Origin of the sequence: Kitasatospora sp. NPDC058032, from assembly GCF_042885845.1 — a bacterium.
Taxonomy (GTDB): Bacteria; Actinomycetota; Actinomycetes; order Streptomycetales; family Streptomycetaceae; genus Kitasatospora.
In genome coordinates this window covers 81,868-101,050 of the sequence record NZ_JBHVRK010000014.1, presented here as the reverse complement: position 1 = coordinate 101,050, position 19,183 = coordinate 81,868, and the positions used below count along the sequence as shown (strand labels likewise).

At 74.4% G+C, this 19,183-nt stretch carries 18 protein-coding genes; 6 read left to right on the top strand and 12 right to left on the bottom strand.

The genetic code is table 11. The features are described 5' to 3' along the window. The first annotated feature begins 75 nt into the window (after nt 1–75). Nucleotides 76–1,107 carry a methyltransferase gene (locus tag ACFVUH_RS22625; RefSeq protein WP_380683620.1) on the top strand — a complete coding sequence of 344 codons (1,032 nt, stop codon included), beginning with the start codon at nt 76–78 and terminating at the stop codon, nt 1,105–1,107. Nucleotides 1,108–1,191: 84 nt separating this feature from the next. On the opposite strand, the gene ACFVUH_RS22620 is transcribed toward ACFVUH_RS22625, so the two are convergent. Next, entirely contained in the window at nt 1,192–1,878 is a 687-nt protein-coding gene (locus ACFVUH_RS22620; RefSeq protein WP_387915088.1) for a class F sortase, read from the bottom strand. Nucleotides 1,879–2,016: 138 nt separating this feature from the next. Then, nucleotides 2,017–2,454 (bottom strand): hypothetical protein, encoded by a 438-nt coding sequence (locus ACFVUH_RS22615; RefSeq protein WP_387915087.1) that lies wholly within the window; start codon nt 2,452–2,454, stop codon nt 2,017–2,019. 252 nt (nt 2,455–2,706) lie between these two features. On the opposite strand from ACFVUH_RS22615, the gene ACFVUH_RS22610 reads away from it, so the two are divergent. From ACFVUH_RS22610 to ACFVUH_RS22600, 3 genes are all read left to right on the top strand, one after another. Continuing rightward, nucleotides 2,707–3,159, top strand: coding sequence for a PPOX class F420-dependent oxidoreductase (locus tag ACFVUH_RS22610; protein WP_355374014.1), 453 nt, complete (start codon nt 2,707–2,709; stop codon nt 3,157–3,159). 90 nt (nt 3,160–3,249) lie between these two features. After that, nucleotides 3,250–4,200, top strand: coding sequence for a hypothetical protein (locus ACFVUH_RS22605; RefSeq protein WP_387915086.1), 951 nt, complete (start codon nt 3,250–3,252; stop codon nt 4,198–4,200). A 555-nt stretch (nt 4,201–4,755) separates the two neighbouring features. Beyond that, complete coding sequence (locus ACFVUH_RS22600; protein WP_387915085.1) at nt 4,756–6,396, top strand: amino acid adenylation domain-containing protein; 1,641 nt, start codon at nt 4,756–4,758, stop codon at nt 6,394–6,396. 72 nt (nt 6,397–6,468) lie between these two features. Here ACFVUH_RS22600 and ACFVUH_RS22595 read toward each other — a convergent pair whose 3' ends face one another. The 7 genes from ACFVUH_RS22595 to ACFVUH_RS22565 form a co-directional block, all read right to left on the bottom strand. Beyond that, nucleotides 6,469–6,834: a TcmI family type II polyketide cyclase gene (locus ACFVUH_RS22595; RefSeq protein ID WP_355374003.1), complete on the bottom strand. Its 366-nt coding sequence runs from the start codon at nt 6,832–6,834 to the stop codon at nt 6,469–6,471. 14 nt (nt 6,835–6,848) lie between these two features. Next, a complete protein-coding gene (locus ACFVUH_RS22590; RefSeq protein ID WP_355374001.1) occupies nt 6,849–7,304 on the bottom strand; it encodes an SRPBCC family protein in 456 nt (151 codons plus the stop codon). A 1-nt stretch (nt 7,305) separates the two neighbouring features. Next, the gene (locus ACFVUH_RS22585) at nt 7,306–7,569 is read right to left on the bottom strand and encodes an acyl carrier protein (protein WP_355373998.1); all 264 of its coding nucleotides are present in this window, start codon (nt 7,567–7,569) and stop codon (nt 7,306–7,308) included. Nucleotides 7,570–7,638: 69 nt separating this feature from the next. After that, entirely contained in the window at nt 7,639–8,880 is a 1,242-nt protein-coding gene (locus ACFVUH_RS22580) for a beta-ketoacyl synthase N-terminal-like domain-containing protein (RefSeq protein WP_355373995.1), read from the bottom strand. Nucleotides 8,881–8,885: 5 nt separating this feature from the next. Beyond that, a complete protein-coding gene (locus tag ACFVUH_RS22575; protein WP_387915084.1) occupies nt 8,886–10,145 on the bottom strand; it encodes a beta-ketoacyl-[acyl-carrier-protein] synthase family protein in 1,260 nt (419 codons plus the stop codon). Beyond that, nucleotides 10,142–10,576 carry a cupin domain-containing protein gene (locus ACFVUH_RS22570; RefSeq protein ID WP_355373990.1) on the bottom strand — a complete coding sequence of 145 codons (435 nt, stop codon included), beginning with the start codon at nt 10,574–10,576 and terminating at the stop codon, nt 10,142–10,144. Before ACFVUH_RS22570 ends, ACFVUH_RS22575 begins: the two co-directional genes overlap by 4 nt. Before the next feature lie 62 nt (nt 10,577–10,638). Beyond that, nucleotides 10,639–11,805 carry a SchA/CurD-like domain-containing protein gene (locus ACFVUH_RS22565; protein ID WP_355373988.1) on the bottom strand — a complete coding sequence of 389 codons (1,167 nt, stop codon included), beginning with the start codon at nt 11,803–11,805 and terminating at the stop codon, nt 10,639–10,641. Nucleotides 11,806–12,109: 304 nt separating this feature from the next. Between ACFVUH_RS22565 and ACFVUH_RS22560 the strand changes: the two genes are divergently transcribed. Beyond that, nucleotides 12,110–13,735: an FAD-dependent oxidoreductase gene (locus tag ACFVUH_RS22560; protein ID WP_387915083.1), complete on the top strand. Its 1,626-nt coding sequence runs from the start codon at nt 12,110–12,112 to the stop codon at nt 13,733–13,735. A gap of 61 nt (nt 13,736–13,796) precedes the next feature. Here ACFVUH_RS22560 and ACFVUH_RS22555 read toward each other — a convergent pair whose 3' ends face one another. The 3 genes from ACFVUH_RS22555 to ACFVUH_RS22545 all read right to left on the bottom strand — a co-directional run bounded on the left by ACFVUH_RS22555 (nt 13,797) and on the right by ACFVUH_RS22545 (nt 16,418). Further along, the gene (locus ACFVUH_RS22555; RefSeq protein ID WP_387915082.1) at nt 13,797–15,461 is read right to left on the bottom strand and encodes an APC family permease; all 1,665 of its coding nucleotides are present in this window, start codon (nt 15,459–15,461) and stop codon (nt 13,797–13,799) included. A 319-nt stretch (nt 15,462–15,780) separates the two neighbouring features. Next, nucleotides 15,781–16,092 (bottom strand): hypothetical protein, encoded by a 312-nt coding sequence (locus ACFVUH_RS22550; RefSeq protein ID WP_355373979.1) that lies wholly within the window; start codon nt 16,090–16,092, stop codon nt 15,781–15,783. Continuing rightward, a complete protein-coding gene (locus tag ACFVUH_RS22545) occupies nt 16,089–16,418 on the bottom strand; it encodes an SAV_915 family protein (RefSeq protein WP_355373976.1) in 330 nt (109 codons plus the stop codon). The genes ACFVUH_RS22550 and ACFVUH_RS22545 overlap by 4 nt, the downstream gene beginning before the upstream one ends. Nucleotides 16,419–16,728: 310 nt before the next feature. On the opposite strand from ACFVUH_RS22545, the gene ACFVUH_RS22540 reads away from it, so the two are divergent. Then, the gene (locus ACFVUH_RS22540) at nt 16,729–18,951 is read left to right on the top strand and encodes an NADP-dependent isocitrate dehydrogenase (RefSeq protein ID WP_355373973.1); all 2,223 of its coding nucleotides are present in this window, start codon (nt 16,729–16,731) and stop codon (nt 18,949–18,951) included. The last annotated feature ends 232 nt before the right edge of the window (nt 18,952–19,183 follow it).

Below are 19,183 nucleotides of genomic sequence, written 5' to 3'. Positions count from 1 at the left end.
CCCGCCCCACCGCACCCGAAGCCGACCGAGGCCCCCCGCGCCATCCCGCTCCCGCAGAAAGCAGAGAAACGGTCCATGACCACCGCACCCGCCACCACCCCACAGGCCGCCATGCGCCTGCGGGAGCTCGTCTTCGGCGCAGCCTGCGCCGCCGCCGTCCGTGCGGCGGCCCGGCTCGGCGCCGCCGACGCGCTCGGCGACACCCCCGCCACCGTCACCGACCTCGCCGCCGACCTCGGCACCGAGCCCCGGCAGCTGCGCCGCCTGCTGCGCGCCCTCACCTGCTACGGCATCTTCGAGGAGCTCGACGGCGACCGCTTCGCCCACACCGAGATGTCCCGGTTGCTGCGCGAGGACGCCCCGAACAGCCTGCGCTACATCTCCCTGTGGTGCACCGAGCCGTGGACCTGGGAGGCCTGGCCGAGGCTGGACGAGGCGGTGCGTTCGGGCCGCAACGTCTTCCCCGAGCTGTTCGGCAAGGAGTTCTTCGACTACCTGCACAGCGACGGGGGAGAGTCCGCCAAGGTCTTCGACAAGGCGATGACCACCTCCAGCCGGCAGTCCGCCGCCGACTTCGCCGCCTACCTCGACCTCACCGGCATCGACTCGGTGGTCGACATCGGCGGCGGCCAGGGCCATGTCCTGGCCAGCCTGCTGGAGAAGCACCCGGCGCTGCACGGCACCCTGCTCGACCTGCCCAAGGTGGTCGCCGGCGCCGACCCCCGGCTGCGCGCGGGCGGCGCGTTCGCCGACCGGGCCCGGCTGGTCCCCGGCGACTGCCGGGTGGAGATCCCGGTGCTCGCCGACCTCTACATCATCAAGAACATCCTGGAGTGGGACGACGAGAGCACCCGCCGCACCCTGGCGAACGTGGTCGCGGTGGCCCGTCCGGGCGCCCGGGTCGTGGTGGTCGAGAACCTCGTCGACGACAGCCCCTCGATGCGGTTCACCACCGCCATGGACCTCATGCTGATGCTCAACGTCGGCGGTGCCAAGCACTCCGAGTCGAGCATGGTCCGGCTGATGACCGCGGCCGGCCTGGAGGTCCGCGAGGTCCGCCCGGTCAACCCGTACCTGCACGCCTTCGAGGCGGTCGTCCGGGGCTGACCCGCCCGCGCCGCCCGCCGACGCGCCACGGCCGCCGGTCCCCTCCCGAGGGGGGACCGGCGGCCGCGTTGCCGCCGGAGGCGCTCACGCCGGGCGCGAGGACTCCAGGTGCGCGAAGACCACCACGTTGTCGAGGTAGTCCTTGCGCTTCTTGTCGTAGGCGCCGCCGCAGGTGATCAGCCGCAGCTGCGCGTCGGGCGTCCTCCCGTAGACCCGCTGGTCGGGGAAGGCGTCCTTGGCGAAGGTCTCGACGGCGTCGACGGTGAACACGGCGACGGTGCCGTCGGCCCGCTGGACCTCCACCTTGCTGCCCGGCAGCATCAGGCTGAGCAGCAGGAACACCGCGGGCCCCTTGGTGGTGTCGACGTGCCCGGCGACCACCGCGGCGCCGCGCTCGCCCGGCGTCACGCCGTCGCGGTACCAGCCGACCAGGTTCTTGTCGTCCGGCGGCGGGGCGTTGAGCTGCCCGGAGGGGTTCAGGGTCAGCTCGCCGACGGGCGCGTCCACGTTGATCTGCGGGATGCGCAGCCGGACCGGCCTGGACCGCTTGAGCGGCGGCGCCGCCTTGACCGGTGCGGCGGGGGCGGGCGCCGCCGGGTCGGCGTCGCCCGGCGCGGTGGCGGCGGTGGCGGCCGGGGGCGCGGCCGGGCCCGGGACGGACCCGTCCGCCGGGAGGGTGTCCACCGAGTTGTAGATCAGCAGCAGGCCGAGCGCCGCGGCACCCATGCCGGTGCGCAGCAGCCGGGACGTACCGGGGATCGGACCGGCCATGGTCGCTGGTACTCCTCTCCGTGGTCCGCGCCGCCGAGGCCGCGGGCCCGACACGGCGAAGCGCCGCCCCGCGCGCCTCCGCCGCGTCCGGCGGACCGGACGCGGGCCACGAGGGGAGGCGGCGGGAACGGCGCGGGGTCAGACGGCGGCGCCGGCGGTACGGAGACCGCGACGCAGCGCGAGGGCGCCGGCCCCGAGACCGCCGAGCAGCAGGACCGCGCCGGAGGCGAGGCCGCCGCCGGAGAGCGCGAGCCCGCCGCCGCCGGTGTGCACGCCGCCGTGCGGGGCCTTCTCCTCGCCCTTGCCCTCGTGGCCCTTGCCTTCCGAGCCCTTGCCCTCGGACCCCTTGCTCTCCGAGCCCTTGCCCTCGGCCTTGTGCTCCTCGGTGCCGGAGGAGCCCTGCTGCTTCTCCTCCCAGGTCTTCTGGCCCTCGGGGCTGGCCGCCTTCTCCTGCTTCTCCTGCCAGGTCAGGTTCTTGCCCTGGTCGGAGGCGCCGTCGGCGAAGGCGAGCGGGGTGCCGACGGTCAGGGCCGCGGCCACGGCGGCCCCGGCGAGCAGCGTGCGTGCAGAACGCATGATGATGATCCTTCCGGCGCGGTATCCGTGATCGCCGACACGTCGTCGGCCAGGGGATTCACGGGCGGGCGCCTGATCCAACGTCAACCACGGTGGCGGCAGGTGCCACCGGAAGGTGGCAACGGCAGCGCGGTCGGTGCGCCCTTCGGGTGGAAGTCCCGGGCGTGTTCACCCGATCGCCCTGGGCGGTCCGGGTGACCGCCGGGCGCGGGGAGCGGAGTGCGCCCGGACGGGGGCGGGCAGACTCGGCGCATGGTCGAGATCTCGAAGGACGTCCGGGAACGGATCGAGGCGGGGCACATCTGGTACGTCGGCACGGTCAACGCCGACGGGTCGCCGCACGTGAGCCCGATGTGGGTGGGGATGGAAGGGGACCTGCTGCTCTTCAACACCTCCGTCGGGCGGGTCAAGGAGCGGAACCTGCGGCGGGACCCGCGGGTCTGCCTGGCGCTCGCCGATCCCGCCGACCCGTACGACCGGGTGCAGATCCGGGGGCGGGTGGTGCGCTTCGTCGAGGGCGAGGAGGCCGAGCGGAACATGGACCGGCTGGCCCGCACCTACCTCGGCGTCGAACGCTTCGGCTGGGGGGTCCCGGGGGAACGGCGCGTGGTGGTGCTGATCGAGCCGACCAGGGTGAGCCGGGTGACCGGTGTCGAGCCGCTGCCCCCGGGCGCCCCCGGAGCCGTCCCGTCGGACGGTCCGTGAGCCGGAGGGTCCGTGAGCCCGCGCCCCGGGGAACCGGTGGCTCCGGGGCGCGTCTATCTTGAGGGGCCACGGACACGAGAGGGGCGGGACATGGGCAGGGCCGGTCGGAAGGTGGCCGCCGCGGCGGCCACGGGTGCGCTGCTGGCGGCGGTGGCGGCCTGCGGCTCGGGGAGCTCGGGGCACTCCGGGGAGGCGGCCAAGGGCGCCCCGGCGGTGTCGGCGAGCCCGGGCGCGACGGCGGAGGCGGCCACCGGGAGCGCCGCCGCGACCCCGGCGCCCGGCGACGGGACCGCGGCCCCGGCGGGCACGCCGGCGGCCGCGACGGTGGGCGGTGCGACGGCCGGTGCGACGGCTCCGGGCCCGTCGGCCGGCGCCGGAACGGCAACGGGCGGCCCGTCCGGGGGAGCGGCCGGGGGAACGCCCGGGGGAACGTCCGGGGGCGGCGGTGCCACAACAGGTGCCACGGCGGGCACGACGGCGGGCGGCACGACGACCGGTGGCGGGCAGCCGGCCACCGGACCCGACTCCGACACCCCGCTGCTCGACTCCGCGCTCGTCGCCCAGCTCCTGCCCGACCGGACGGCGATGACCGGCTGGGAGGAGGAGAAGCGGCGGGTCGACACCGCCGACCACGCCACCACCTGCTCCATCGCCGCGCCGTGCACCGGCAGGCCGCTGAGCGGGCAGGCCCGGTTCAGCGCCGGCGACACGACCGTGCGCTTCGGCGTCGACACCCTGCCCGACCGCGCCCAGGCCCAGGACCGCCTCAAGGAGGCGTACGCCTCCTACGGCGACACCGGCAAGTACGGCCCGGCGGACATCGGCCCGCTGGGCACGGAGAGCCGGGCGTTCCAGGGCCAGTTGGCGGGCCGGGACGGCGTGGCGATCGTGCTGCGCTCCGGCACGCTGGTCGCGACCGTCACCACCGAGGGCGGCCCGGTGGACCTGGCCGGCACCCGTCGGCTCGCCGCGATGCTGGTCAAGCGCATCGAGCAGGCCCAGGCGGGCCGCACCCCGGACGCCGGGCTCGACCCGGCCTGACCCGCCGCCCCGGGCGGCCGACGGTGACGGAACGTCAAGAGCGCCGGCGTTCCGGCCAAGTTGAAGGAGACCGTCCGCCGCCGTGGCCACCGCCGTCCGGACGGCGGGCGCGGCGTCGGCGGGCGGCGCCCGGGGGACGGTCCCCGCGTCACCGCTGGTCGTGCCCGCCCGCCCGGGCACCGGGCCGCAGCCGGCGACGCGGGCCGCCGGTGCGTCAGGGCCGCGGAGCCGGCGGCATCCGGCCGATCCGGGCGGGGGCCGGAATCCGGCCAGCCGGTTGCCCGGCGGTGAAGCGGTGACCGAGAGTCGTTCGATGAACGGCACACCTCTCCCGTCCCGTGTCGGGACCTCGCGGGACCGGGCGCCGGCGGAGGGCGGGCGCACGGTGCCGGCGGCCGGGTGCGCGGTCACCCGCCGGAGTGCCCCTACCGCCGCGTCCGGATGACAACCATCATCAAGGGGACCTCCGAGGCCCGGAAGGTGATCGTGGCCCGGGCCACGGGTCCGGGCCGGCCCCGTACCGACGACCCTCGACCGACGTCCGGAGGACCGACCATGACCAGCACCCCGGCCCGCCCCGTGCCCGGACTCCTGCCCGGCCTCTCCCTCGCCCACGGCCGCCCGCACCGCGACGGCGCCGTCCTCGACCTGTTCACCAGCTGGGCCCGCCGCACCCCGCACGCCCCCGCGCTGATCGACGGCGAGTTGACCCTCGGCTACGCCGAACTCGACCGCCTCGCCGACGAGGTCGCCGAGCAGCTGGCCGAGCGGGTGCGGCCCGGCGACCTGGTCGGCCTCTGCCTGGACCACTCCGCCGCCCTGGTCGCCGCCACCCTGGCCGTCGCCAGGATCGGCGCCGTCCACCTGCCGCTCGGCCCGCGCCCCGGCGAGCGCCGGCTGCGGGCCGTCGCCGAGCGGCTGCGCCCCGCCTGCCTGATCGGCGACCCGGCGCTGCTGCCGCCCGCCCACCGGGACGGCCGGCACCGCCCGCTCGCCGCCCCCGGCCCGCCCGGAACCGTGGCCGCCTTCGCCGCCCCCGCGACCGGCGGAGCGCCCGCCGTCCGCGCCCCCAAGGGCGCCCAGTACACCGTGCTCACCTCCGGCTCCACCGGCCTGCCCAAGGCCGTCGCCGTCGGCCAGACCGCGTTCGGCGCCCTGCTCACCTGGTACCGCGAGCTGACCGGCCTCGGCCCCGGCGACCGGCACAGCCTGCTCGTCGGCGTCGCCTTCGACCCGCACCCGATGGAGCTGTGGGCCGCCCTCGGCTCCGGCGCGGCGCTCTGCGTCGCCCCCGGGGCCGTCCGCCGGGACCCGGCCGCGCTCACCGGCTGGTGGCGCACCGCCGGCGTCACCGTCGGCGTGCTGCCCACCCCGCTCGCCGAACCCGTCCTCGACCGCCCCTGGCCCGGCGACCTGCCGCTGCGCCATCTGATGATCGGCGGCGACCGGCTGCGCCGGGGCCCCGCAGCGGACGTCACCGCGACCGTGCACAACGCCTACGGCCCGGCCGAGGCCACCGTCGTCACCACCGTGCACACCATGGCCCCGGGCGTCGACCACGGCGCCGGCGCGCCGCCGATCGGGCGTCCGATCCCGGGCGCGATCGTCCTGGTCACCGACGAGAACGGCCGCCCGCTGCCGCACGGCGAGGCCGGCGAACTGCGGATCGGCGGCCAGGGCCTGGCCATCGGCTACCTCGACGCCGAGGCGACCGCCGAGCGCTTCGTCTCCGCGCCCGACGAGGTCGACGGCACCGACCGGGTCTACCGCACCGGCGACCGGGTGCTGATGCGCCCGGACGGGGTGCTGGAGTTCCTCGGGCGGCTGGACGACCAGGTCAAGGTCGGCGGTGTGCGGATCGAGCCGGCCGAGGTCGAGGCCGCCCTCGAGCGCGACCCCCGGGTGCGGCGCGCCGTCGTCGTCGCCCGCCCGGCCCAGGCCGGGGGCGGCGCCCAGCTGCTCGCCTTCGTCCAGCCGACGGCCGCCTCCGACGAGCCGGTGGACGGTGCCGTGCTGCTGGCCGCCGTGCGGCCCTGGCTGCCCGAGCAGGCCGTGCCGAGCGTCCTGCGGCCGGTCGAGGCCTTCCCCTTGGACGCCAACGGCAAGATCGACCGGGCCGCGCTGCTCAAGGCCGAGGAGGCCGCCACCCCGCAGGACGGCCGGGGCGACGGGCGCCGCCCGGGCGCCGCCGGCTGAGCGCGTGCCGACACGGCGGACACCCCGTGGGCCTTCCGGTCCCGGGGTGTCCGCCGTGTCGGCGGCGCGCGCTCAGCCCTGCCGCTCCCAGCGGTAGAACTCGCGCGCCATCGCGTCCTTCGGTCCCCGCCAGGTGGCCGGGTCGTACGCCTGGACGTACGCGGTGAGCGCGTCGCTGATCGCCCGGAACTCGGGGTGGCCGGTCACCTGGGCGACGGCCGGGCCGGGCGGGCGGTCCGCCTCGATCAGGTGCAGGTAGACGTCGCCGAACTGGAACAGGCTGCGCCCCGTCACCCCGATCAGGTGCGGGAGTTCGCCCCGATTGTCGGACTCGGCGAAGACCTCGGCGATGCCGGCGGCCGCGTCGGGCTTCATCCGGGCGACGATCAGGGCGCGGTGGGTGTGCGCGGTCCCGGGCACGCTCCCGGGGGTGGTCACGGGGGACACCATGGTCAGACCTCCGCCGCCTTCTTCTCGACCTTCTCGCGGATCAGCTGCAGCTGGATCCGGGAGTTGCGGTTGATGTGGTTGACCATGCCGTCGTCGTCGACCGGCGCGGTGGGCTTCATCGCGAAGTCCTGCACCCAGCGCATCCGGGTGCCGGCCGGCACCTCGGCGTACTCCCAGCGGATGTCCATGAACTCGAACGGGCCGGGCTCGACCCGCCGGGCGCTGACCGCCAGCTCGGAGCGGTCGGTGGTGCGCTCGGAGACCCAGCTCCACACCTTGCCGTCCTCGTCGGGGTGCATGGTCAGCCGGAACCGCACCCGGTCGCCCTCGCGCTCCAGGACCTCGACGGAGGCGTACTCGCTGAACAGCTGCGGCCAGTTCTCCAGGTCGTTGGTGATCTCCCAGACCAGGTCGAGCGGGGCCGCGATGACGATCTCGTTGTCGGTGTGTCCGGGCATCTCAGGCACCCGCCTTCGCGGTGGCGACCGCGGAGTTGACCAGCTCCAGGAACTCGGCCGGGGTCTTGGCCGCCTCCGCGCCGTTGGTGACCTTCACGCCGTGCCGGTTCTCCAGCTCGCCGACCACGCCGAGCAGGCCGAGGGAGTCCACGCCGAACTCGTCGAAGGCGGCGCCGGGGCGCTCCAGCGCGGCCGGGTCGATGACGACGCCGGCCCGGGCCTGGATGAGCGCCGCGAGTTCGGGATAACTGAGGGTGTTGCTCACGGGGTTTCCCTTCGTAACGAGCGAGTGGTGAGCGAGTGGTGAGGGGTGGAGCAGGGCGGTGCGGAGAGCTCAGGACGGCTCGCCGCGCCGGAGCACCAGCGCCGCGTTGGAGCCCATCAGCCCGCGGCTGAGCACCAGCGCGGTGCGCAGTTCGGCCGGGCGGGCACGGCCGGTCACCAGGGCGAGGTCGTGGGCGACCTCGGTGACGTTGGGGGTGGGCGGCAGCACGCCGTCCTCCATGGCGAGCACGGCGGCGGCGGTGTCCAGCGCGGGCGCGCCGCAGTAGGCCCGCCCGGTACCGGACTTGGGGGCGGTGACCGGGACCCGCTCGGCGTAGGGGCCGAGCGCGTCGGCCAGCGCGAGCGCCTCGGCGCGGTCGGCGGCCGGGACGCCGAGGGCGTCGGCGAAGACCACGTCGATCTCCTCCGCCGCGATCCTGGCCCGGTCCAGGGCGATCCGGATCGCCGCGGCCAGGCCCTCCCGGGACTCCGCCCAGCGGGAGGCGCCGGTGAAGGTCGCACCGTGGCCGGCGATGTGCGCCCGGACGGCGGCCCCGCGCCGGCGGGCGGTCGCCTCGTCCTCCAGCAGCAGCATCGCGCCGCCCTCGGCGGGGGCGAAGCCGGCCGCGTCGGGGGAGAACGGCAGGTAGGCCCGGTCCGGCCGGTCGGCGAGGCTCAGCTCGGGGTAGCCGAGCTGGCAGACCATCGAGTAGGGCGCGAGCGGGGCCTCGGCGGCGCCGACCACCACCGCGTCGGTGCCCTGCTCGACGGCCCGGGCGGCGTGCGCGACGGCGTCCAGGCCGCCGGCCTCGTCGCTGGCCACCACCGCGCACGGGCCCTTGTAGCCGCCGCGGATGGAGATCTGGCCGGTGCTGGCGGCGTAGAACCACGCGATGGACTGGTAGGGGCCGACGAACTGCGGGCCCTTGCCCCACAGTTGCTGGAGCTCGCCCTGGCCGAACTCGCCGCCGCCGGAGCCGGCCGCGGTCACCACGCCGACCGCGTAGGGCTGTTCGGGGTCGGCGGTGAATCCGGCGTCCGCCACCGCCTGGTCGGCGGCGGCCATCGCGTAGTGCGTGAACCGGTCGGTCTGCACCAGGTAGCGGTTGTCGACGACGGCCCGCGGGTCGAAGTCCCGCACCTGGCCCGCGATGCGCAGCGGGAGGTCGGCGCAGCCCTCGCGGGATATCCGGTCCAGGACGCTCACGCCCTGCCGGGTGGCCTTCCAGAAGGCGTCGGCCCCGACCCCGTTGGGCGCCACCACGCCCAGGCCGGTGATCACCGCCCGGCGCTCCTGTTGACGTGACGTCATGGATCTCACCCCGTTCTCGTGAGCACGACGGCGGACTGGAATCCGCCGAATCCGCTGCCGACCGACAGGATGTTGCGCAGCGGCAGCTCCCGGGCGGCGCGCGGCACGTAGTCGAGGTCGCACTCCGGGTCGGGCGTCTCGTAGTTGGCGGTCGGCGGCACCACACCGCGGTCCAGCGCGAGGGTGCAGGCGACCACCTCGATGGCGCCGATCGCGCCGAGCGAGTGCCCGACCATCGACTTGATCGAGCTCATCGGCGTCCGGTAGGCGTGCTCGCCGAGCGAGCGCTTGACGGCCGCCGTCTCGTGCCGGTCGTTCTGCTTGGTGCCCGAGCCGTGCGCGTTGACGTAGTCGACGTCGGTGCGGTCGGTCCGGGCGTGGTCGAGCGCGTGGTCGATCGCCCGCGACATCTCCAGCCCCTCCTGGGTGAGGCCGGTCATGTGGTAGGCGTTGCCGAAGGTCGCGAACCCGCCGATCTCGCCGTAGATCCGCGCGCCGCGCCGGCGGGCGTGCTCCAGCTCCTCCAGGACCAGGACGGCGCCGCCCTCGCCGAGCACGAAGCCGTCCCGGTGGGCGTCGAACGGGCGGGAGGCGTGCGCCGGGTCGTCGTTGCGTTCGCTGGTCGCCTTGATGGCGTCGAAGCAGGCGACGGTGATCGGCGAGATCGGCGAGTCGGAGGCTCCGGCGACGCAGATGTCGGCGCGTCCGTCCTCGACCGCCTGGAAGCCGTACCCGATGGCGTCCAGGCCGGAGGTGCAGCCGGTGGAGACGGTCTGCACCGGGCCGTGCGCGCCGGTCCGTTCGGCGACCGCCGAGGCGAGCGTGCTGGGCGCGAACGCCCGGTGCAGCTGCGGCTCGGCGAGCCGGTGGTCGACGTCCCAGCGGGCGCCGCCGGCGCTGACCAGGGCGTAGTCGTGCTCCAGCCGGGTGGTGCCGCCGACGGCGGTGCCCAGCGAGACGGCGATCCGCCACGGGTCCTCGGCGGCCAGGTCGAGTCCGGCGTCGGCGATCGCCTCGTCGGCCGCGACCATCGCGAACTGCACGTAGCGGTCGGCCCGTCGGACGTCGTCCGGGCCGAGCCCGTGGGCCGCGGGGTCGAAGTCGCACTCGGCGGCGATCCGGGAGCGGAATCCGGCGGGGTCGAAGAGCGTGATGCCCCGGGTCGCCGTCCGCCCGGCGGTGAGGAGGTCCCAGAACGCCGGGACCCCGACCCCTCCGGGCGCGACCACGCCGATTCCGGTGACGGCGACCCGACGGCGGCTCACGAGCTCACCTTGGCGTGTTCCGGCGGGCCGGAGTTGACCACCGGCCCGGTCTCCTCGGTGTCGACGTGGCCGAGTTCGGGGCGCGGCGCCAGCGGGCCGAGGTGGAAGACCATCTTGGCCACGGTGTCGCCGACGTTGCGGAACCGGTGGCGCATGTCGATCGGGATCATCAGGCCCTGCTCGGGCTTGAGCACGCGGGTCTCGCCGTCCAGGTCCACCTCCAGGTCGCCGGTGACGACGAACACGAACTCCTCGGAGTACGGGTGGTAGTGCTCGCCGATCCGCTCGCCGGGCTGCACGATGGCCAGGCCCATGAACCCGCTGGTGGCGCCGCAGGTGGTCGGGGTGAGCATGGCGCGCAGGTCGCCGCCGCGCCGGCGGTTCTCCGGCGCCTCGGAGACGTTCACGATCCGTGGGTACTGCGTGGACATGGTTTCTTCCTTCTTGCCGAGTCTTGCCGGGGCTTGCCGGAACTTGCCGGGGACGGTGGTGGTCAGGAGTCCTGGGACGTCCGGTCGGTGACCGGGTTCATGCTGCGGGCGGCGAGGAAGGCGCGCAGTCCCGCCTCGGTCCGCAGGTCCCCCTCCGGGCCGAGGTCGAGCAGCCGGCCCAGCACGGTGGCCTCGCGCTCGCCGGCCACGCCGAGCGCCGCCGCCGGGTCCGCCTCCGGCGGCAGCCGCAGGTCCACCAGCCGCACCACGACGTCCCCGCGGTGGAAGACGGTGCTCGCGGCGACCGGGCCGGTCGGGTCGGCGGTGGCGAGGTCGTCGTACTCGGCCAGCACGTCGGTGACCGCCTTCCCCTTGCCGGGCTTCACCGGGTACAGCACGGCGTGCCGGTGCAGCCGCCCGGAGGCGGGGGAGCCGGCGACGGCCTGGTTGGCGGCCGGCAGCGCGGCCCGGGCGAAGAAGGCGCGCGCCGCCTGCGGGTCGCCCAGCTGACGGGCCTCCTCCAGGTGCGGATTGATCGCCTCCTCGACGGCCCGCACCTCCGGCTGCATGGCGACGTGCCGCAGCGCCTCGCCCAGGCTGCCGATCACCTCGACCGCGCGGACCACCCGGTTGCCGTGCATGAACAGCGAGGTGCGGCGCAGCCGGGTGGTCTCGTCCACCTCCGCGCGCGGGGAGGCGTAGCCGGACAGGATCCGGGCCACCTCCGGCTCGCTGCCGGGCTTGACGGTGAAGGTGAGCGCGTGGCGCACGACGCCGTCCGGGCCCGGGTCGGCCTTGGGCGGCCCGGCCTGCCCGGCGGGGGCGGAACGCGGCAGGTCGGCCGGCACCTCCCGCGGGGGCCGGCTGCCGGTGGCGCCGGCGGCGGAGGTCTCCCGGAGGATCGCGTAGCGCAGGGAGCGGAAGGTGTCGCTGACGCAGCCGTGCATCGGCTTGACCATCTCCCGGTGGGCGGGGCTGTCCACCCACTGCAGGAAGGTCTCCTGGTCCTCCCACTCACTGGTGATGAGCCACTGGCGGGGGTCGTTGATCGACTGGCAGAGCTGGTCGCTGACGTGGCCGGGCACGGTCGCGACCTGGTGGCGCAGCTGCTCGTACACGTCCATGAAGCGCTGCTGGGCGCCGTCCTGGATCTCCAGCATCAGCACCACCCGCAGGCGCGTCTCGGAGGGGGAGTGCTGCCGGGCGGGCGGTTCGGACAGAGTCGTCATGATCCACTTTCTGCTTCTGGGCCGCGCGCGTCGGGGGCCGCGTGCGGCGGCGCCGGTGCCGGAGGAGGCCGGGCGGCCCCCGGCGGGAGGGGTGCGGCGGTGGCCGTCGGCCACCAGGCCTGAGGTCGATCGTGCGCGGCGCTTCCGGGCGGCGCGAGATATGCGGGCCATCCGGGCGAAGAGACGGCACAACGCGCCCGGCGCGGGGGACGGTAGGAGCGGGCCACCGCGTCCGCGGGCCCCCGAGAGGGCCCCGCCGAGCCTCGCACCAGGCCCCGAACTCCCGTACAGGCTGGAGCAATTGATGAATCCGAAGGTGGACGACCGGGTGCCGGTCCTGATCGTCGGCGGCTCGCTGGTCGGGCTGTCGGCCTCGCTCTTCCTGGGCCGACTGGGTGTCAGGCACCTGCTCGTCGAGAAGCACGCCGACACCTCGCATCACCCGCGTGGCCGAGGCAACAACGTGCGGACGATGGAGCTGTACCGGGTGGCCGGGATCGAGGCGGCGATCCGCGAGGCGGCGTCCGTCCTGGCCCCGAACCACGGCATCCTGCAGGCCCCCTCGCTGACCGGCGAGGAACAGGAGTGGCTGTTCCGGGAGATCGACCCGGGCGGGCGGCTGGCCCGCTTCAGCCCCAGCTCGTGGTGCCTGTGCAGCCAGAACGACCTGGAACCGGTGCTGCGCCGGACCGCCCGCGAGCTGGGCGCGGAGATCCGCTTCGGCACCGAGCTGGTCTCCTTCGAGCAGGACACCGACGGCGTCACCGCGTTGCTGCGCAGCCGGGAGACCGGCGAGGAGCGGGTCGTCCGGGCGCAGTACCTGGTCGCGGCGGACGGCCCGCGCAGCCCGGCCCGCGACCGGCTGGGCATCGGCCGGAGCGGCAAGGGCGAGCTGTTCCACAACGTCAGCATCACCTTCCGGGCCAAGCGGCTGGCCGAGGCCGTCGGCGACCGCCACTTCATCGCCTGCTACCTGACCAACCCGGAGGCCGACGGCGCCCTGCTGCCGGTCGACAACCGGGAGGAGTGGGTCTTCCACGCGCCCTGGCACCCGGAGCAGGGCGAGCCGCTGGAGGCGTTCACCGACGAGCGCTGCGCCCGGCACATCCGGGCCGCCGTCGGGATGCCCGAGCTCGACGTCGAGGTGACCGGCAAGGCCCCGTGGCACGCCGCCGAGCGCGTCGCCGAGCGCTACTCGGGCGGGCGGGTGTTCCTGGCCGGGGACTCCGCGCACGAGATGTCGCCGACCGGCGCGTTCGGCTCCAACACCGGCATCCAGGACGCGCACAACCTGGCCTGGAAGCTCGCCGCGGTGCTCTGCGGCTGGGCCGGTCCGGGCCTGCTGGAGACCTACGGCCGCGAGCGCCGGCCGGTGGCGCAGGTGACGAGCGAGCGCGCCTCGGCCCGCTCCGCCGAGCACAGCCACCCCGGGTACGCCGTCGTCCCGGGCGTCGGCCGGCAGGCCGGGGTGCTGGCGGTGGCGCTCGGCTACCGCTACCGGGAGGGCGCGGTGCTCGGCGCCGACCCTTCCGGCCCGGTGGTCCCGGAGTCCTTCGAGTCCGCGGGCGAGCCGGGCAGCCGGGCGCCGCACCAGTGGCTGCTGCGGGCGGGCGTGCGGCTGTCCACCCTCGACCTGTACGAGCAGGCGATGGTGCTGCTGACCGGCTCGGCGGGCACCGCCTGGCAGGACGCCGCCCGCCGGGCGGCGGACCGGTTGGCCGTCCCGCTGGACGCCTACCGGATCGGCGGCGGCGCGGACGACGACCTGGCCCCCGAGCCGGGCGCCGACTTCGCCGCCCTGCACGGCATCCGCCCCGACGGCGCCCTGCTGGTGCGCCCCGACGGCTTCGTCGCCTGGCGCTCCGAGCACCCGACCGACGACCCGGAGGCCGCCGTCGAGCACGCGCTGCGCACGGTGCTGTCGCTGTAGTGGAGGCATGAGGAAGGGCCCGCCGGTGCACGGCGGGCCCTTCCTCATGCCTGTCGCGGGGTCAGTGGCCGCCCTCGTCGACCACCTCGACGTCCTCGATGTTCCGCTCGATGATGTCGGCCGGCAGCGCGACCCGGATCGCCCAGTAGTAGATGACCAGGGAGAAGACGGCGACCGCCGCAATGTCCCACCACATCGGGATCCGGCCGGTGCCGTCGCCGAATCCGCCCTGCCAGGAGATCAGGCCGAGGCCCAGCAGGTAGGCCGGAAGCCACTGGGCGGCCCGCCAGTCCATGTGCGGGGCGTTCGGCAGGCCCTTGCGGATGGCGTAGGTGGCGTAGCTGCCGAGCAGCAGGTAGCCGATGACGATGGCGATGCCCAGGCGGGACAGGGTGTGCCAGCCGGACCAGTAGATGATGAGGCTGGAGACGATGAAGGAGGCCGGGGCGATGGCCGCGCCACCGGGCAGGCGGTAGGAGCGCTCGCGCTCCGGCAGCCGGCGGCGCAGGGCGCCGAAGGCGAGCGGGGCGCCGGCGTACATCAGCACGCTGGCCGAGGTGATGAAGCCGACCAGCTCCTGCCAGCTCGGGAAGGGCATGAAGCAGATGACGCCGGTGACGAAGGACATGATGAGGCCGAACCACGGCGCGCCGCGCTTGTCGACCCGCTCGAAGAGCTGCGGCGCGTAGCCGTTCTTGCTGAGGCCGTACGCGATGCGCGAGGTGGAGGTGGTGTAGATGAGGCCGGTGCCGCCGGGGGAGACGATGGCGTCGAAGTACAGCACCCAGGCCAGCCAGCCCAGGCCGACCACGGTGGCGAGGCCGGCGAACGGGCCGTCGATGCCGGGGAAGTCGAGCTTGTCCCAGCCGTTGGCGAAGGAGGCGGCGGGCAGCGCGGCGATGAAGACGACCTGCAGCAGCACGTAGATCGCGGTGCCGATGGCGACCGAGCCGAGCACGGCGCGGGGGATGTCACGCTTGGGGTTCCGGCTCTCGCCGGCCAGCTGGATCGCCTGCTCGAAGCCGAGCAGGGCGAAGATGATGCCGCTGGCGCTGACCGCGGTCAGCACGCCCTTGATGCCGAACGGGGCGAAGCCGTGCGAGCTGAAGTTGGAGCCGTGGAAGTTGGTCACGGACAGCACGAAGATCGCGAACAGCGGGACGAAGATCTTCAGCCAGGTGGCGGCGCTGTTGGTGCGGGCGAGCACCCGGACGCCGAGGAAGTTGACCGCGACGAACAGGCCCATCAGCAGGACGGCGACCACCATGCCGCTCGGGGTGAGGGTGCCGTTGGCGTTGAGGAAGCCCTGCGCGAACTCCCAGTGCCCGGCGTAGCCGATCATCGCCTCGACCTCGATGGGCGCGACGGTGGCGGCCTGCAGCCAGGAGAACCAGCCGAAGGACATGCCGGCCAGCCCGCCGAAGGCGTAGTGCGGGTAGCGGGCGGTGCCGCCGGCGACCGGGAACATGCCGCCGAGCTCGGCGTGCACGAAGGCGAGCAGGACGATGGCGACCGCGCCGATGCCCCAGGAGACGAGCGCCGCCGGTCCGGCGACGACGACGGCGTTCTTGGCGCCGTAGAGCCAGCCCGAGCCGATGATCGAACCGACCGAGGCCCACATGAGGCCGATGAGGCCGACTTCGCGGCGGAGCGACCGGTGGGTGGTGGTTCCGGTGCCGGAACCGGTGCCCGTGCCGGGCGGGGTGAGCTGGTTGAGGGAGGCCATGCGCAATCTCTCTGTGCTGTGGGGGCTCCGGTCGTACGGAGCGCGGAGAGTTGCCACACGGTAGGCGTATGCAGGGACATCTGCACAGATTTCATTACTGAATGTTTACCTACTTCGCAGGATATTTCCGCAGGTAGGCGGCCATCTGGCCATGTGCCCGTTACGTGACTCATGAGTAGTTCCGGTATTTGAGCCCGATTTGAGCATGGGTTTGCACTTGTGCAGGATGGACGGGGGATCCGGGCATGGAAATGGGACTGTTCGTATAGAGATGCAGTCGTCCTCGGGATGCTTCCGCGCGCCGGCCCGCCCCCCGGTGTCAGGGCACCGGGCGCAGGGCCGGCCGGGCGGGGACCAGGGCGCGCAGGACCAGGTCGACGTGGACGTGGGCGGCGCCGGCGCGGAGCAGGGCGGCGGAGACGGCCCGTAACTCCTCCGGGCCGGTGCAGGCGAGCCGCAGCTCGAGGTCGGCGCCGCCGGCCAGGGCCAGCCCGCTCTGCACCGCCGGGATCTCGGCGGCCAGCCGCTCGAAGTCGAGCGGCACCGGGCCGTAGCTCACCCGGGCCAGCGCCTGCAGCGGGCGGGCCGGCTCGGGCTGCGGCGCGTCCGGGACCAGGTGGAGTGCGCTCACCGGCGCTGGAGGCGGGCGCCGGAGCGGGCGGCGGGGTGCCCGGTGGCCGGGCGGGCGGCGTCGGGGCCGGCCGGGCCGTTCACCGGTGGGGCGACCAGGCGCGGATCCAGCACCAGTTCGTCGATGCCGAGCGGCGCGGTGAGCGCGCGCAGCGCGGGTTCGCCGAGTTCGACGGCGGCCTGCTCCGGGCCGAGCAGTTCGGCGAGCGCCTCCGCCGAGCCGAAGCCGACGGCGCAGCGGCGGCCGTCGCGCAGACGGAAGAGGCGGAGGGAGGTGGTGCGTCCGGTGACGGTGACCGGGACGTGCCAGACGACGACGCGGGCCATGCGGGTGCTCCCGAGTGGTGGAGTGGGGCCTGCCGGGACTGCTCGGTACTGCTCCACACGACGCTAGGGCGGGCCCGGGCGCACGGAGAACCGTCCTGACGCAGCGTTGACCGAATGCCGCACGGTGTTGACGGAGTCCTGACGGTGGGGTGCACCGCTCACCGGACGGCGCCCGGCGGCCCGCTCCGGTTGCCCCGCGTCCGCGCCGGGACGACGGTGGAGCTGATCCGTGTCCGGGGGGAGGTGGAGCGAAGGGGCGGTCACGAGATATCTTGACGTCAAGACGTTGGAGACGTGAAGCGGAGTACCGATGACTGACTCGACCATCATCTATACGCACACCGACGAGGCGCCGGCCCTGGCCACCTACTCGTTCCTGCCCGTCGTCCAGGCGTATGCCTCGACGGCCGGCGTGAAGGTGGAGACTCGCGACATCTCCCTCGCCGGGCGGATCATCGCGAGCTTCCCGGAGCGTCTGACCGAGGAGCAGCGGATCGGCGACGCCCTCGCCGAGCTGGGTGCGCTCGCCAAGACCCCGGGTGCCAACATCATCAAGCTGCCGAACATCTCGGCCTCGATCCCCCAGCTCAAGGCGGCCATCGCCGAGCTGCAGGCGCAGGGCTACGCGCTGCCGGACTACCCGGACGACCCGCAGACCGACGAGGACAAGGACGTCCGCGCCCGTTACGACAAGGTCAAGGGCAGCGCCGTCAACCCGGTCCTGCGCGAGGGCAACTCGGACCGCCGCGCCCCCGCGTCGGTCAAGAACTACGCCAAGACCCACCCGCACCGCATGGGTGCCTGGTCGGCCGACTCCAGGACCAATGTCGCCACCATGGGCGAGAACGACTTCCGCTCCACCGAGAAGTCGGCCGTCATCGCCGCGGACGGCGCGCTGCGCATCGAGCTGGTCGCCGCGGACGGCGCCACCACCGTGCTGCGCGAGTCCGTCCCGGTGCTGGCCGGCGAGGTCGTGGACGCCTCGGTCATGCGCGCCGCCGAGCTGAACGAGTTCCTGGCCGCGCAGGTCGCCCGGGCCAAGGCCGAGGGCGTGCTGTTCTCGGTCCACCTGAAGGCCACCATGATGAAGGTCTCCGACCCGATCATCTTCGGCCACGTGGTCCGCGCCTTCTTCCCGCAGACCTTCGCCAAGTACGGCGAGGTGCTCGTCGCCGCGGGCCTGAACCCGAACAACGGCCTCGGCGGCATCCTGGCCGGCCTGGAGAACGTCCCGCACCTGGGCGCCGAGATCAAGGCCTCGTTCGAGGCCGAGCTGGCCGAGGGCCCGGCCCTGGCCATGGTCGACTCCGACAAGGGCATCACCAACCTGCACGTGCCGAGCGACGTCATCGTCGACGCCTCGATGCCGGCCATGATCCGCACCTCCGGCCACATGTGGGGCCCGGACGGCCAGGAGGCCGACACCCTCGCCGTGCTGCCGGACAGCAGCTACGCGGGCGTCTACCAGGCCGTCATCGACGACTGCCGCGCCCACGGCGCCCTGGACCCGGCCACCATCGGCTCGGTCCCGAACGTCGGCCTGATGGCCCAGGCCGCCGAGGAGTACGGCAGCCACGACAAGACCTTCGAGATCGCCGCGGCCGGCACCGTCCGCCTGGTCGACACCGAGGGCAACGTCGTCCTGGAGCAGGCCGTGCAGCCGGGCGACATCTTCCGCTCCTGCCAGACCAAGGACCTGCCGATCCGCGACTGGGTGAAGCTGGCCGTCACCCGCGCCCGCGTCTCCGGCACCCCGGCCGTCTTCTGGCTGGACGAGACCCGCGCCCACGACGCCGTGCTGATCGAGAAGGTGAAGACCTACCTCGCGGAGCACGACACCGACGGCCTGCAGATCGAGATCAAGTCCCCGGTCGAGGCCACCACGTTCTCGCTGGAGCGCATCCGCCGCGGCGAGGACACCATCTCGGTCACCGGCAACGTGCTGCGCGACTACCTGACCGACCTGTTCCCGATCCTGGAGCTGGGCACCAGCGCCAAGATGCTGTCGGTCGTCCCGCTGATCAACGGCGGCGGCCTGTTCGAGACCGGCGCCGGCGGCTCCGCCCCGAAGCACGTCCAGCAGCTGGTCAAGGAGAACTACCTGCGCTGGGACAGCCTGGGCGAGTTCTTCGCGCTGGCCGCCAGCTTCGAGCACCTGGCCCGCACCACCGAGAACGCCCGCGCCCAGGTGCTGGCCGACACGCTGGACCGCGCCACCGGCACCTTCCTCAACGAGGACAAGTCGCCGAGCCGCCGCCTCGGCGGCATCGACAACCGCGGCAGCCACTTCTACCTGGCCATGTACTGGGCCCAGGAGCTGGCCGGCCAGACCGAGGACGCCGCGCTCGCCCAGGCCTTCGAAGGCCTGGCCAAGACGCTCACCGAGCAGGAGCAGGCGATCGTCGAGGAGCTCATCGCGGTGCAGGGCTCCCCGGTCGACCTGGGCGGTTACTACCAGCCGGACCCGGCCAAGGCCGCGGCCGTGATGCGCCCGTCGAAGACCCTCAACGAGGCGCTCGCCAACCTCGGCTGAGCCCGGGGGCACAGGGGTTGAACCCGGGAGGCCCCGGCGGTGCGACCGGCGCCCGACGCGGGCCCCCCCCCGTTACAAGCGGGGGCCGCGGGCCCCCGCCCCCTGCGGGGGCGGCGCGCCCCGCCCCCCCCCGCGGGGGGGCGCGGGGCCCGGGGGGGCCGCACCGGGGGGCGCCCACGGCGGGGGGGGGGGGGTTTGTGGCGGCGGGGGTGTTTGGCGCCCGCGCCGTTGT